The 13,991-nt window shown below is 45.8% G+C and carries 12 protein-coding genes and 1 pseudogene; 9 read left to right on the top strand and 4 right to left on the bottom strand.

Annotation, left to right across the window (positions count from 1 at the left end; genetic code table 11):
* The first annotated feature begins 222 nt into the window (after window positions 1–222).
* The 6 genes from R7Q47_RS17555 to R7Q47_RS17580 all read left to right on the top strand — a co-directional run bounded on the left by R7Q47_RS17555 (window position 223) and on the right by R7Q47_RS17580 (window position 6,494).
* Window positions 223–1,248, top strand: a complete 1,026-nt coding sequence (locus tag R7Q47_RS17555) for an ABC transporter permease subunit (RefSeq protein ID WP_005379368.1) — start codon at window positions 223–225, stop codon at window positions 1,246–1,248.
* 1 nt (window position 1,249) lies between these two features.
* Entirely contained in the window at window positions 1,250–2,293 is a 1,044-nt protein-coding gene (locus tag R7Q47_RS17560) for an ABC transporter permease (RefSeq protein WP_005379369.1), read from the top strand.
* A gap of 38 nt (window positions 2,294–2,331) precedes the next feature.
* The gene (locus R7Q47_RS17565) at window positions 2,332–4,158 is read left to right on the top strand and encodes an extracellular solute-binding protein (protein WP_005384774.1); all 1,827 of its coding nucleotides are present in this window, start codon (window positions 2,332–2,334) and stop codon (window positions 4,156–4,158) included.
* Window positions 4,159–4,167: 9 nt separating this feature from the next.
* On the top strand, window positions 4,168–5,025 hold the full coding sequence (locus tag R7Q47_RS17570) for an ABC transporter ATP-binding protein (protein WP_005379371.1): 858 nt from the start codon (window positions 4,168–4,170) through the stop codon (window positions 5,023–5,025).
* A 35-nt stretch (window positions 5,026–5,060) separates the two neighbouring features.
* Entirely contained in the window at window positions 5,061–5,900 is an 840-nt protein-coding gene (locus R7Q47_RS17575) for an ABC transporter ATP-binding protein (RefSeq protein ID WP_005379372.1), read from the top strand.
* Window positions 5,901–6,068: 168 nt separating this feature from the next.
* Window positions 6,069–6,494 (top strand): phosphate-starvation-inducible protein PsiE, encoded by a 426-nt coding sequence (locus R7Q47_RS17580; RefSeq protein ID WP_025768316.1) that lies wholly within the window; start codon window positions 6,069–6,071, stop codon window positions 6,492–6,494.
* 55 nt (window positions 6,495–6,549) lie between these two features.
* On the opposite strand, the gene R7Q47_RS17585 is transcribed toward R7Q47_RS17580, so the two are convergent.
* On the bottom strand, window positions 6,550–7,416 hold the full coding sequence (locus tag R7Q47_RS17585) for a YicC/YloC family endoribonuclease (protein WP_005384776.1): 867 nt from the start codon (window positions 7,414–7,416) through the stop codon (window positions 6,550–6,552).
* A 184-nt stretch (window positions 7,417–7,600) separates the two neighbouring features.
* Between R7Q47_RS17585 and rph the strand changes: the two genes are divergently transcribed.
* Window positions 7,601–8,317, top strand: coding sequence for a ribonuclease PH (rph, locus tag R7Q47_RS17590; RefSeq protein WP_031780917.1), 717 nt, complete (start codon window positions 7,601–7,603; stop codon window positions 8,315–8,317).
* 104 nt (window positions 8,318–8,421) lie between these two features.
* Window positions 8,422–9,063 (top strand): orotate phosphoribosyltransferase, encoded by a 642-nt coding sequence (gene pyrE / locus R7Q47_RS17595; protein WP_026000307.1) that lies wholly within the window; start codon window positions 8,422–8,424, stop codon window positions 9,061–9,063.
* An 84-nt stretch (window positions 9,064–9,147) separates the two neighbouring features.
* Here pyrE and R7Q47_RS17600 read toward each other — a convergent pair whose 3' ends face one another.
* The 3 genes from R7Q47_RS17600 to coaBC form a co-directional block, all read right to left on the bottom strand.
* Window positions 9,148–10,098, bottom strand: coding sequence for a Kdo(2)-lipid IV(A) acyltransferase (locus R7Q47_RS17600; protein ID WP_033905948.1), 951 nt, complete (start codon window positions 10,096–10,098; stop codon window positions 9,148–9,150).
* Window positions 10,099–10,104: 6 nt separating this feature from the next.
* Window positions 10,105–10,695, bottom strand: a complete 591-nt coding sequence (slmA, locus tag R7Q47_RS17605) for a nucleoid occlusion factor SlmA (RefSeq protein WP_005379386.1) — start codon at window positions 10,693–10,695, stop codon at window positions 10,105–10,107.
* Window positions 10,696–10,866: 171 nt separating this feature from the next.
* Window positions 10,867–12,066, bottom strand: coding sequence for a bifunctional phosphopantothenoylcysteine decarboxylase/phosphopantothenate--cysteine ligase CoaBC (gene coaBC, locus R7Q47_RS17610; protein ID WP_154204912.1), 1,200 nt, complete (start codon window positions 12,064–12,066; stop codon window positions 10,867–10,869).
* A 193-nt stretch (window positions 12,067–12,259) separates the two neighbouring features.
* On the opposite strand from coaBC, the pseudogene R7Q47_RS17615 reads away from it, so the two are divergent.
* Window positions 12,260–13,933: pseudogene (locus R7Q47_RS17615) on the top strand (methyl-accepting chemotaxis protein).
* Window positions 13,934–13,991: the final 58 nt, after the last annotated feature.

Raw genomic sequence — 13,991 nt, forward strand, 5'->3', positions numbered from 1 at the left:
GGAAGTTTGTCATGTTTTGGTTTCAAACACTTGAAGCTGATGTGGATTCAAGATAAATATGACGCTGAAATTATTGCAGTAGTAGAAAAGTCTAGCTCTTGAGGCGCAGGGAGTGTGCTTCAACAGTTTTAGTTACTACGAGATAAATATGCACCATTTTGGGCGGAAAATATCCTCTTTCACTCCGTTTGAACTGGACAGTAGACAAGGAGCAAGTTGTATATGCTGTCGTACTTTTTACGCCGTTTGGCGTTGGTTATCCCAACGTTTCTCGGGATAACTATTCTCATCTTTGCTATCACTCGTTTCGTGCCTGGCGGACCTGTTGAACGCATGTTGTCACAAATGCAGTCCCAGGGGGACGGCGCCGCATCAATGACGTCTGCGGGTGGTAACACGGCCCTTTCTGACGATCAAATCGCGGAGCTGAATGCGTTTTATGGCCTGGATAAACCTGTAACGGAAGCGTACGTCGAGTGGTTAAGTCGTTTGGTAATGCTAGATCTTGGCGAGTCGACGCGTTACTACGAGCCTGTCTCGGACATGATCGCAGAGCGTTTGCCAGTGTCGTTGTTTTATGGCGGCATGACCTTCTTTATTAGTTATTTTATCTCGATTCCTCTTGGTTACTATAAGGCGCTCAAGCACGGTTCTGTGTTTGATTCCGCTTCTTCAGTACTCATTTTCGTAGGCTACGCGCTACCAGGTTATGTGGTGGGTGTATTGCTGATCACGTTATTTAGTTATCACTTGGAATGGTTTCCGATGGGAGGCTTTGTCGGCGATGACTTCGACGATTACGAAACCTTCTTTGAACGCACTAAAGACATTATGTGGCATGCGGTGTTGCCTTTGATCTGTTACCTCATCGGTGATTTTGCCACGCTGACGATGACAATGAAAAATAACCTGATGGAAAACCTTTCCTCAGATTACATCCGCACCGCAATTGCGAAAGGATTACCTTTCAAAAAAGCAGTTCGTAAGCACGCGTTGCGTAACAGCTTAATTCCAATCGCAAGTCACTTTGGTAACTCTTTGTTGTTCTTCATGACCGGTGCCTTCCTGATTGAAGTTATCTTCAATATTGATGGCATTGGCTTATTGGGTTACGAATCAATCATGGAGCGTGATTACCCTGTTGTTATGGGTATTGTCGCCATTAATGCGCTGTTGCTGCTCATTGGTAACATTATTTCAGATATTTGTGTTGCTTTAGTCGACCCACGTGTGAAGTTTGGAGCGTAACATGATTAAAGTTAGTCCATTAACTCAAAAGAAAATTCGTCACTTTAAAGAGATCAAACGAGGCTATTGGTCGTTTGTTGCTCTTTCTATCATGTTGATCCTTTCTCTATTCGCCGAACTTTTGATTAACAGTAAAGCTCTAGTCGTCAAGTACGATGGTAGCTACTATTTTCCTGTTGTCAGTGACGTACGTTTAGGTAGCGAATTCGGCCAAGAGTCATCCAGCGAAGCGGATTATCGCGTACTGCAAAAAGCGTTTGAGGCCGAAGGGGGCGACAACTTTGTTATTTTGCCGCTTGTGCCATGGAACCCATATGAACAAGATTTTAGTGGTGATTTCCCGCCAACAGCACCTAGCGCCGAAAATAAGCATTATTTAGGTACAGATGTGATAGGTCGCGATATTTTGGCGCGACTTGTCTACGGATTCAGAACGGCGATGGGATTTGCGTTGCTTACGATGGCCATTTCCTACGCGATCGGTACTGCAGTCGGTTGTGCTATGGGTTTTTGGGGCGGTAAATTTGACTTGTTTGTACAGCGACTTATCGAAATCTGGTCAATGGTCCCGTTTTTGTACGTCATTATGATTCTTGTCTCAATCGTTCAACCGACGTTTGCTCTCTTTGTCGCTATTAACGTGCTTTTCACTTGGATGGGGATGACATGGTACATGCGGACCATGACCTATAAAGAAGCGGCACGAGAATACGTAATGGCGGCACGTGCTTTAGGGGCATCGACTGGACGTATCTTGTTTAATCACATCTTGCCAAATACGATGGTGATGATTGTAACCCTAGCACCTTTCACTATTGCAGCTAACATCACAGCATTGACTGCTCTCGATTACCTAGGCTTAGGCTTGATGCCACCAACACCAAGTTGGGGGGAATTACTGCAACAAGGTAAGTCAAACTTAGATTCGCCATGGATTGTTGCGTCAGTAGTGACTTCTATTGTTCTGGTTCTGGTAATGGTGACCTTTATTGGTGAAGCCATTCGAGCGGCTTTCGACCCGAAAAAATTCACACGCTATGTTTGAGCGAGCATTGTGAGCAAAACATAAAAAAGGGAAGTTTTATGAAGAAATTATTTTTAGCGTCCACGCTGAGCGCCCTGAGTTTTGGTGCAATGTCAGCAACGCTTCCGACTGACTTAAACTGGCAAACAAACTGGGATGAGCCTCAATATGGTTCGCCAGAAGCGAAACGTGGAGGGACTTATCGCACCTTTATGTCAAGTTTCCCGCAGACGTTACGTAGTGTTGGCCCAGATGCTAATGCAGGGCTACGTTCTTTTATCTTAGATGAAACACCAGGCTTGGTGGTCCGCCATCCAGATACTTTAGAGTTCATACCTGAGCTTGCTAACGAGTGGGCGTTAGCAGGTGACAACAAAACGGTCTATTTTAAACTCAACCCTGAAGCCAAATGGTCGGACGGCAAACCTGTGACTGCCGACGATTTCGTGTTCATGCTGAAGTTTTATCGTTCCAAAGACATCTTGGAACCTTGGTACAACGATTACTACAACAAAACGATTGCGGATGTTATCAAGTACGACACTCACACGTTTGCTGTTAAGGCGGCGAAAGAGTTCAATCCGGAAGAATTGCTGTTACGAATGGGGGCTCTGCGCCCACGTCCCGCACATTTTTATGCTAACCCTTCAAAAGATGAAAATGGTGACGGTATACATGACAACTTTGTCCGCTACTACAATTTTAAAAGTGAACCAACGACCAGTGCATACTACCTAGATGACATTAAAAAAGGTAAAAGTGTTACCTTCAAGCATGTCGGTGAAGACTGGTGGGGTTACAGCAATAAGTATTATCAACATCGCTATAATGTCGACAAAATCCGCATCACAGTGATTCGCGACAGTGATATCGCGATGAAGCACTTTGAGAAAGGGAAGCTGGACGCATTTGGTCTTGTTTTACCAAGCTTATGGCATGATAAATCGAATACGGAACCTTACCAAAAGGGATACATTCAAAAGTTCTGGGGTTACAACCAATTCCCAGTTGGGGCTGGTGGTGTATGGATGAACACCGCGATGCCTTTGCTGGATGATTTAAACATTCGCAAGGGCATTACTTACGCGATTGACTTTGATGGCATGATAGAGAATGTCATGCGTGGCGACTACTCCCGTAAACCGAACCCGACCGGTTATGGTCATGGTAAATACACCCTACCAGATGCTAAGGCACCGAAGTTTGATCCCGCAAAAGCGGCCGAGGCATTCGAAGCCGCAGGCTTTAACAAAATTGGTTCTGATGGTATTCGTGTCAATGATAAAGGTGAGCGCTTAAGCTTCGAGCTGACCTACGGAACACCTGTTCATACTCCTCGTATTGCCTTTTTGCGTGAGCAAGCCAAGCTAGCAGGGCTGGATATTGAGCTCAAGTTAGTTGATGGCTCATCCATGTTCAAATACGTACGTGAGAAAAAGCACGATTTGGCTTTCTTAGATATGGGTACGTCTGAGATCCCAACGTATTGGGAGTATTTCCATTCAGTCAATGCGAACAAGCCGCAAACTAACTCTTTCACAAACTACAGCACGCCTGAACTGGATGAAAAGATCATCGAGTATCGTTTTGGCATGGATATGGATAAAAAGATCCAGCTAGGTCATGAGATTCAGCGTGACATCATTGATGCTCACGTTATCGTCCCAGGCTACATGGTTCCTTATGTCCGCTATGGTCACTGGCGCTGGTTAAAGTTTCCAGATAAGCCAATGAATCGCATGACAGAGGCGCTGTTCAGTGGTTCAATCATAGGCGATGGCACTTACTGGATTGATAGTGATATCAAAAAAGAAACGAAACAAGCGATGAAATCAGGCAAAGCTTTTGAACCTGTTGTTGTCGTAGATGACACTTATAAGCTGTAAGGATTGGTTATGGAAAACGATGTAATCCTAAGTGTTAAAGATCTCGAAGTTGAATTTACCACCGATGATGGGCCAGTGAAGGTTCTGCATGGTGTGAACTTTGATGTGAGAGCTGGGCGTACACTCGGTCTGGTGGGAGAGTCAGGTAGTGGTAAGAGCGTAACCTCAATGTCGATCATGGGGCTATTACCTAAGCCATATGGCAACATCATTAAAGGTGAAGTGAATTATCGCGGCACCAACCTAGTTGATTTGCCTGCGGAAGAGATGTACGCCATGCGTGGCGATCGCATTTCGATCATCTTCCAAGACCCAATGACGGCGCTTAACCCAGTGCATACCATTGGTCGTCAAATATGTGAAGTGCTTGAGCTCCATCGACCTGAGCTCGACAAAAAGGAGCGGGAGGCGTACTCGATTGAGATGCTGGCAAAAGTAAAAATTCCAATGCCAGAGAAGCGATTGAATGAGTATCCCCATAACCTATCTGGTGGTATGCGCCAGCGTGTCATGATCGCGATGGCATTGGCCTGTAAGCCGGATATTCTGATTTGTGATGAACCGACTACAGCGTTGGATGTTACGGTTCAGGCGTCTATCCTTGAACTGATGAACGAGCTTCAGGAAGAAACAGGCATGGCAATGATCTTCATCACTCACGATCTCGGGGTTGTGGCAGAAGTGTGTGATGATGTTGCCGTGATGTATGGTGGGCGTATTGTCGAAAAAGCAGAAATTTTTGAGTTGTTTGATAACCCGCAGCACCCATACACAGAGCGTTTGATGGGGTTGATGCCGAGCTTAGATAATGAGCCAAAGCAGATGATCGATATCAAGCCTATTGATGCCAGTATGTTTGCCAGTTAACTGAGCAAAGTGAACCAGTCATAAAAGAGGATGTTATGGCAAAAGAAGTATTAAGAATTGAAAATCTTAAGCAGCACTTTGTTTCTGGTAAAGGGCTGTTCAAGAAAGGCTACACCATCAAAGCGGTAGACGGGGTTTCACTGTCTGTTTCTGAAGGTGAAACACTGGGGCTAGTTGGTGAGTCAGGTTGTGGTAAAAGCACCCTTGGTCGCACGATCTTAAAGTTATACGAGCCAACGGAAGGTAAGATTTTCTTTGAAGGTAAAGACATCACTAAATTGTCTGTTAAAGAGATGCGCTCGCTGCGTAAAGACATGCAAATCGTCTTTCAAGACCCAATGGAGTCACTCAATCAGCGTCATACCATCGGTATGATTCTGGAAGAACCGTTTGTTATTCATAAAATTGGCACGCCAACAGAGCGTAAACAATGGGTAAAAGAGCTTTTAATCAAAGTGGGATTACCAGAAACGGCAGTAAACCGTTATCCACATGAATTTTCAGGCGGACAACGGCAGCGTATCGGTATTGCTCGCGCGATTGCATTGAAGCCTAAACTACTGATTTGTGATGAATCGGTATCTGCGTTAGATGTGTCGGTACAGGCGCAAATCTTGAACCTATTGCTACAACTGCAACAAGAAATGAATTTGGCGATCATATTTATCTCTCACGATCTCTCGGTGGTGAAACATGTCTCTGACAAAGTTGCCGTGATGTATTTTGGTAAAGTGGTAGAAGCAGGCAGCGCTAAAGAAATTTATGCAAACCCGCAAAACGAATACACCAAAAAACTCCTATCTGCGATTCCGATCACTCACCCTAAATATCGGAAGAAAAAGCGCGTAGCTGAAAAAAAGCAGCAAGTGGCGTAAGTGATGCCACAGGTCCTATAACACAAAAGCGCTCCGCCAAATAAGCGGAGCATTTTTATAAGCAAATGCCAGGACTTGGAGTCGATTCGCACTGATGTTTATTCTGATTGATTGAAGATCGTTGCATGCTAAACTCAAGGCCTATTTTCTTTGTTTGGATAATGGACCATGCCGTCGAATTTACCGAAATCCTTTAGTCGACCTTTCCTGAAAATCTTCCATATTTTGGAGGCGGTGTTATTAGTCTCTATTACCTTGGCGACGTTGTACGCCATGATGCAAGAGTTTGTGCACGTATTTGTAGAGAAGCGTGTCTTACTCACAGATATTCTTTTGATGTTTATCTATCTGGAAGTGCTCGCCATGGTGCAGCAGTTCGTGATGAACGGTAAAATTCCGGTACGCTATCCTATCTATATCGCGATGATGGCAATCGCCCGCTATATCACTCTCGGAATGAAAGAGCTGGATGCAGTTTTGGTTGTGTGGTTATCTCTGGCTGCGTTTATTTTGGCTGCGGCTACTTTGCTGATCAGAATTGGACATCATTATTGGCCCTACGTTGATAACAGTACCTTGGAAAAAGACGAATAAAAGAAAGCCCCGTATTAGCGGGGCTTTTTTGTTTCAATACTCGATGACTTTTAGATCATTCAATGTTTTGGATCTGCTCACGCATCTGTTCAATTAGAACTTTCAGTTCAACGCCCGATGCGGTGATGTCGGTGCTGATGGATTTCGACGCTAGCGTGTTCGATTCACGGTTGAACTCTTGCATCATGAAGTCCAGACGACGACCGACTGCGCCACCTTTTTTCAGAATGTTCGTGGTTTCTTTTACGTGAGAATCAAGACGGTCTAGCTCTTCTGCTACGTCTGATTTCTGTGCCAGAAGGATAAGCTCTTGCTCAACGCGAGATGGGTCTAGCTCTACTTTCGCATCTTCAAATTTAGAGAACAGACGCTCACGTTGCCACTCTAGTATTTCTGGCATGCGTGCGCGCACTTTCACAACTTCTGATGTGATCGCTTCTAGGCGTTGCTCAATCAGCGCCTTCATGTTCTCGCCTTCACGAGCGCGCGCTTCAATAAATTCATCCATTGCGCCATCAAACGCTTCTAGTAGCACTTTATTTACCGCATCCATGTCTTGCTCTGGCGTTTCCATTACCCCCGGCCATTGCATGACTTGAAATGGATTGATTCGGCTCAGTTCACCAGTCATGTGCATGACTTGTTCAGCGGCTTTAATTACCTGGCTAGCAAGCGCTTCATTGATGCTAAGCTCACCTTTTGCGGCAGGGTTTGCTTCAAAACGTAGATTACATTCTACTTTTCCTCGCGCTAAGCGCTTACGAAAACGCTCGCGTAAAACGGGCTCTAATCCGCGAAATTGTTCTGGCATGCGGAAGTATGTTTCTAAATAACGCTGGTTCACGCTGCGGATTTCCCATACCGCAGAACCCCAATCGCCTTTTACTTCTTTGCGTGCATACGCTGTCATACTGTAAATCATCGAATTTTCCTGTCTTCATTTTTTGAAAATTACTTCAAGAGTGTATCACGCTGCGTCGATAGGTGCGCGGGATGTATGGATTGTTTATGTTGTGCCAGAGGCGTAACCTATGAATTCGGAATCGATTCCGTTATAATCTTCGCCCAACCAAATCGTCTTCTCCTCATATTTAAGGTAGATGCCCATGCGTCCAAACGATCGCAAGGCGGATCAAGTTCGCCCTATCAAAATTACTCGTAACTACACAGCTTACGCTGAAGGGTCAGTGCTAGTTGAGTTCGGTAACACCAAAGTGTTGTGTAATGCGACCGTCGAAGAATCTGTGCCACGTTGGCTAAAAGGTCAAGGTAAAGGCTGGGTTACAGCTGAATACGGCATGCTACCTCGAGCAACACATTCTCGTACTCGTCGTGAAGCGGCAAGTGGAAAGCAAGGCGGCCGTACGATGGAAATTCAGCGTCTTATCGCGCGAAGCCTACGTGCTGTTGTCGATCTAAAAGCCATGGGTGAGTTCATGATCACCGTTGACTGTGACGTTATCCAAGCAGACGGCGGCACTCGCACTGCATCTATCAGCGGCGCAAGTGTTGCAATGGCCGATGCGTTCCAACACCTAGTAGATAGCGGCAAGCTAAAAGCAAACCCAATGAAAGGCCACGTAGCGGCAGTTTCTGTCGGCTTACTAGGCGACGAAGTATTGTGTGATCTTGAATACGTTGAAGATTCAGCGGCAGACACAGACATGAACGTCGTAATGACCGAAGAAGGCAAGATGATTGAAATTCAGGGCACCGCAGAAGGTGAACCGTTCAGTCACGAACAGCTGATGGCATTGCTCGAGTCGGCGAAAGTCGGCATTACGGAAATTGTCGCAGCGCAGAAGGCGGCGTTAGCCAATTGATTTAGATAGCTCCCATTATGGGGGCTATTTTTTTATCTCGACAATAGAGAAATGAATGATTGTCGAGAAGAGACACGAGAAACCAAGGACATAGAGAGAAAATAATGAAAGCATACCAGCGTGAATTTATTGAGTTTGCACTTGAGAAAGAAGTTCTTAAGTTTGGTGAGTTTACTTTGAAATCTGGCCGTAAAAGCCCGTACTTCTTTAACGCTGGTCTTTTCAATACTGGTCGTGACCTAGCGCGTCTTGGTCGTTTTTACGCAGCCGCGCTCGCTGATTCAGGCATTGAGTTTGATGTGCTGTTTGGCCCGGCGTACAAAGGTATCCCAATCGCGACGACAACAGCAGTCGCGCTGGCGGATCATCATGACGTCGACACGCCTTACTGCTTCAACCGTAAAGAAGCGAAAGATCACGGCGAAGGCGGTAACCTTGTAGGCTCTGCGCTTGAAGGTCGTATCATGCTAGTAGATGACGTAATCACAGCAGGTACTGCGATTCGTGAATCGATGGAAATAATTCAAGCAAATGGCGCAGACCTTGCTGGTGTGTTGGTTGCGATTGACCGCCAAGAAAAAGGCAAAGGTGAGTTGTCTGCGATCCAAGAAGTGGAGCGTGACTTTGGTTGTGCAATCATCTCAATCGTTAGCCTGACTGACCTTGTGACTTTCCTTGAAGAGAAAGGCACAGACAAAGAGCATCTAGAAGCAGTTAAAGCGTACCGCGCAGAATACGGCATTTAATTGGTTACTTTTTCTGAAAAAGTAAAAAGGGCAGATGGATATTCATCTGCCCTTTTTTGTTTTTGGATTTATCGCCGTGACCACTTACTTATAGCGAATGCCTTTCTCGACATGCTCATCTTGCATGGTTTTATAGCGTTTATGGAGCCACATCCATTGCTCTGGAGCGCGTAGAATGACTTCTTCCACATACTTGTTCATATAAGCGGCAGCGGCGACTTCGTCTTTTTGTGGATAGTCGGCTTCAATGCACTTATCGGCGATGATGTCGTATTTTCCTTCGTCATTGCGAAACCCTGAGCCTGGGATGATCGCACATTTTGAGGTATACGCCAGAATGCTCGTGCCTGTTGTCGTACACGCATCGTCTACGGCAAAGAAGGGCACAAATACTGATTTTTTGCGACCGTAATCGTGATCCGGTAAATAGAACAGACGCTCACCGCTGCGTAAAACACGAATCATCTTTTTTACATCTTTACGATCAATCAGTTTATTGCCGTTATGTGTTCGTCCCCAATACTGGATAAAGTTATAAGCAGGATTATTATGCGGACGAAACGCGCCGTACCCGGCCACGCCTAACACGGCGAAAGCACGCGCAGTGATCTCTAGATTAAGAGCATGGACACAACAAAGTAGGACGCCTTTACCTTCTTTGGCTTTTTCACGCAGTGCGCCGAGATCTTTCTCGACGATCAGGTTTTTAAAGCGCCAAGTCGGCCAGAACCAAGTGATTCCGGTTTCTATCAGTGCCATACCGGTATTTTTGAAGTTCTCTTCAACAATATGTTGAATCTCTTCAGGTGTTTTGTCTGGAAAGGCCAATTCTAAGTTACGCTGAGCAACGTGGACACGCTTTTTACCGTAGCGCATGCCAAGTTTACCGAGTGAACGACCTAATGAAAGCAGCAGCCGATAAGGAAGAATATTGACGAGGATGGCCAACAGACCAAAACCAAGCCATACGCCCCAGTTACGAGGGTGAAGAAGTGAAAGAGAAAACTCGGGCTGCGTGTATTTGTCTTTACTCATAGTCTTTTACTTTATTTGTGCACTTAAAAGCGCCCAGTACTCGTCAAAGTTTGCAGTCGGCTGGTATTTAAAGTCGCTACGCACAAAGCGGTTTAGGCTCCCCTCAACTTGTCCCAGAATTTGCGCAGCTAGGATGCGCTCTTCGACAGGGAAAGACTTCCCTTCACGAATCTTACGTTCACGCAGGATTTGGCGCAATTGTGTTTCTATACGCTCAAAGAGTTGATTGATGCGTTCACGTAGACGTTCATTTTCAAACATTAGAGCATGACCCGACAAAATGCGTGTCAGACCTGGGTTACGTTCAGAGAACGCCAAAATAAGGTGCATCACCATACGAATACGCTCTAGTGTATCTTTTTCGTCGTCTAGAATACGGTTGATGCGTGTCATCAAGGCTTCTTCAATGAACTCAATCAACCCTTCGAACATGCGCGCTTTACTTGGGAAATGACGATACAGCGCGGCTTCTGAAACGCCGACTTGCTTGGCCAGTTTTGCCGTAGTAATGCGTGAAGCGCCATCTGTTGATTCAAGCATTTCTGCCAATGCTTGTAAGATCTCTTCACGACGGTTGGATTTTTTACTGCCGGCCATTAGTTACTTCCTTTCAAAATACAAAGTTGAGCGGAGGGGATTATAAGACGCTATTTCGCCTCAAACTAGACCACTAAGGGTGGAATGGGAGATTTAACACCCTTAGTTGTCATTTTTGTACCAAATTTATGCCAGCTTTTGTAAAAAATTGGCAGGGTTTTCAAACGTTAGTTACATCAATTGATGCATTTTTTCGAGAATTTTAAAGCTCAATGCTTCTTTTGATTCTAAAGCGAGCGCAAGTTCACCTTCAGGCCAGTAAAGGGTAATCGCGTTGTCGTTGCTGTTAAATCCTTGCCCTGCAACCGAAACGTCGTTTGCACAGATCATATTGAGGTTTTTCTTTGTTAACTTGCCTCGAGCATAGGTCTCTACATCATTGGTTTCAGCCGCAAAACCGACGGTAAACGGACGCTTCTCCGTCATTGCTGCCACAGATGCAACAATATCAGGATTTTTAACCATATTAATGACCATTTCGTCGTTGTCTTCTGTCTTTTTCAACTTTTGAGACGCGATCGTTTGTGGGCGGTAGTCGGCAACGGCAGCGCAGCTAATAAACGCATCATGCCTGTTTGCATGTGTCATAACGGCTTCGTGCATCTCTTGTGCACTGGAAACATTTATGCGCTCAACACCTACGGGCGTATTTAAACTGACAGGACCGCTCACGAGGGTGACTTTTGCTCCCATCTGCGCTGCGGCGCTCGCCAATGCATAGCCCATTTTCCCAGAGCTATGGTTAGTAATGTAACGCACTGGATCAATCGCTTCGCGAGTTGGTCCGGCGGTAATGAGTATCGACTTACCTTCTAGCAATTTTGGTTGAAAGAACTGTTCACATAGATGTACTAGCTGCATTGGTTCCAGCATTCGACCTGGTCCTACATCACCACAGGCTTGCTCTCCTGCCGCAGGGCCCCAGATGTGCATACCACGACGCGCTAACGTAGCGATGTTCTCTTGGGTTGCGATATTGCGATACATCTGTTGATTCATCGCAGGAGAAACAGCAACAGGGGAATCCGTCGCGAGCACGAGCGTAGTAAGTAAATCGTTCCCCATGCCTGCGGACATGCGTGCGATTAAGTCCGCGGTCGCTGGCGCTAATAGCACTAAATCTGCCCATTTGGCCAATTCAATATGACCCATAGAGGCTTCCGCTGCTGGGTCTAGTAAACTGTCCGAGACAGGACGGCCCGAAACGGCTTGCATGGTTAAAGGGGTAATGAACTCTTTTGCGGCTTTCGTCATTACAACTTGAACTTGCGCTCCTCTCTCTATGAGGCGACGGGTTAGCTCCGCACATTTATACGCGGCAATACCGCCACTGATGCCGAGTAGAATTTTCTTTCCTGCTAGTGTTTGCATGTGAGATCTCCAATTTGATGACCGGATTTTAACACAATTCAAAGTCTGACCGCCCGAGCATATATAACGAGAAGATAATTCACATCAAACTCCAGAGTATTAATCTGACCGAGGAAGGGAAAATTCTCGCCTACCTCACAGACAAGTTGCGCGGAGTTTGCAAGTCTGAAAAGAAAAAGAGGTAGTGGAAACCATGGTGTTGAAAAGTCGAAACAAATTGCTGCTGATAACCCTAATTCCGCTGTTGTTGATCACCACGTTGATCTCAGTGGTGTATTACATCAACAGCAGTAAAAGTTTGGAAGCGGAGCTGGCAAGAGACAGGCAAGAGCTCATCGAAACGAAAAAGAAAGAGTTACAAGCCTATATGATGATGGGCGTGACGGCGATAAAACCGTTATACGACACGGATGTAAATGGAAGTAATAAAGAGGCAGCAAAAGAAATTCTGAAAGCCATGCGCTTTGAAAGCGATGGCTACTTTTTTGCCTACGACTCTCAAGGTGTGAATACGTTGCACGCCATCAAACCTGCATTAGAGGGTAAAAACCTTTACGACTTAAAAGATGAAAATGGGGTCGCAGTTATTGCGGGCTTGATTGACGCTTCTCAAAAAGGGGATGGGTTCCTCTATTTCTCGTGGCATAAACCGACCATTGACGCACAAGCGCCTAAGTTGGGCTATGCAGAATATCTATCGAAATGGGACTGGGTTTTAGGTACTGGCGTTTATATTGATGACATCGACCAGCAAGTTGCGATGCACAGAGAGTTAAAGACTCAAGAGCTAAAAGAGCATACGTTATCTGCCGTGTTGATTTCCGTTATTGGATTGATCATTACCAGTGTTCTCACCAGTATCGTGGTGTCTAAAGGCATTTAGCCATTACAACATGTCGCGGCTTCATTAAAAGATGTTGCCGCAGGCGGCGGTGACTTAACGGCTCGTTTAAAAGTCGAAAGTCAGGATGAAGTCGGTGAAGTGGCGGCCGCGTTTAATGAGTTTATGGATAAGCTGCACCCACTGATGCAGGACATTCATCGCTCTGCGACGACAGTACAGACCGTTTCTCAAAGCCTGAACACTCAGACCAGCCAAGCGAGCGGTCAAATGCAGGATCACTGTTTAGAGACGGACAAAGTCGTGACGGCAGTGACGCAAATGAGCATGACTGCCAAAGAAGTAGCCAGCAATACCAATGCGACCGCGCAGGCAATTGACGATGCCAACAGTCAAGTCACCGCCGCTCAGCATGAGGTCGAGCAAGCAATAGAAGGCATTACCGAACTCGTGACGGAGATAGACAGCACATCAGATGCAATTTCTGAGTTGAGTTTACAGACCGAAAAAATAACCAAAGTGCTGGATGTGATTGGCGAGATAGCCGAGCAAACGAATTTGTTGGCCCTAAATGCGGCGATTGAAGCGGCTAGAGCCGGTGAGCAAGGTCGAGGGTTTGCCGTCGTTGCGGATGAAGTGCGCTCGTTAGCCAGTCGTACGCAAAATAGTACTCATGAAATTGGCGACATGCTCAAGCAGCTACAAAATGGTGTATCAAGAGCGGTCAGTACGATGTCGGTGAGCCAAAAACGAGGTGTCAAAACGGCGGAAGAATCTGCGCTCATTCAGCAATCTCTTTCTGGTGTTCATCATTCTATCGGAACAATTCGAGATATGGGTATTCAAACCGCGTCTGCCGCAGAAGAACAAAGTGCGGTTGCAGAAGACATCAACCAAAACTTAGTGGCTATTCAACAGATCGTGAACAACATTAATGAGACGTTGCAGCATGCCGAGTCAATCAGCACGCAGCTATCACAGTCTGGAACGGAAATTCACGGCTTGGTTGGCAACTTTAAACTCTGATGAACTGTTAAGTTGCATGGAAAGCACTGATGGTACGAAGAAAGCGAAAGTCATACTC

It is taken from the genome of Vibrio sp. Vb0349, from assembly GCF_033338975.1.

Coding starts and splice junctions, on each gene's coding strand:
- pyrE (WP_026000307.1), top strand. CDS start 8,422: ATGAAAGCATACCAGCGTGAATTTATTGAGTTTGCACTTGAGAAAGAA.
- R7Q47_RS17585 (WP_005384776.1), bottom strand. CDS start 7,416: ATGATTTACAGTATGACAGCGTATGCACGCAAAGAAGTAAAAGGCGAT.
- coaBC (WP_154204912.1), bottom strand. CDS start 12,066: ATGCAAACACTAGCAGGAAAGAAAATTCTACTCGGCATCAGTGGCGGT.
- R7Q47_RS17600 (WP_033905948.1), bottom strand. CDS start 10,098: ATGAGTAAAGACAAATACACGCAGCCCGAGTTTTCTCTTTCACTTCTT.
- R7Q47_RS17560 (WP_005379369.1), top strand. CDS start 1,250: ATGATTAAAGTTAGTCCATTAACTCAAAAGAAAATTCGTCACTTTAAA.
- R7Q47_RS17565 (WP_005384774.1), top strand. CDS start 2,332: ATGAAGAAATTATTTTTAGCGTCCACGCTGAGCGCCCTGAGTTTTGGT.
- R7Q47_RS17575 (WP_005379372.1), top strand. CDS start 5,061: ATGGCAAAAGAAGTATTAAGAATTGAAAATCTTAAGCAGCACTTTGTT.
- R7Q47_RS17555 (WP_005379368.1), top strand. CDS start 223: ATGCTGTCGTACTTTTTACGCCGTTTGGCGTTGGTTATCCCAACGTTT.
- slmA (WP_005379386.1), bottom strand. CDS start 10,695: ATGGCCGGCAGTAAAAAATCCAACCGTCGTGAAGAGATCTTACAAGCA.
- rph (WP_031780917.1), top strand. CDS start 7,601: ATGCGTCCAAACGATCGCAAGGCGGATCAAGTTCGCCCTATCAAAATT.
- R7Q47_RS17580 (WP_025768316.1), top strand. CDS start 6,069: ATGCCGTCGAATTTACCGAAATCCTTTAGTCGACCTTTCCTGAAAATC.
- R7Q47_RS17570 (WP_005379371.1), top strand. CDS start 4,168: ATGGAAAACGATGTAATCCTAAGTGTTAAAGATCTCGAAGTTGAATTT.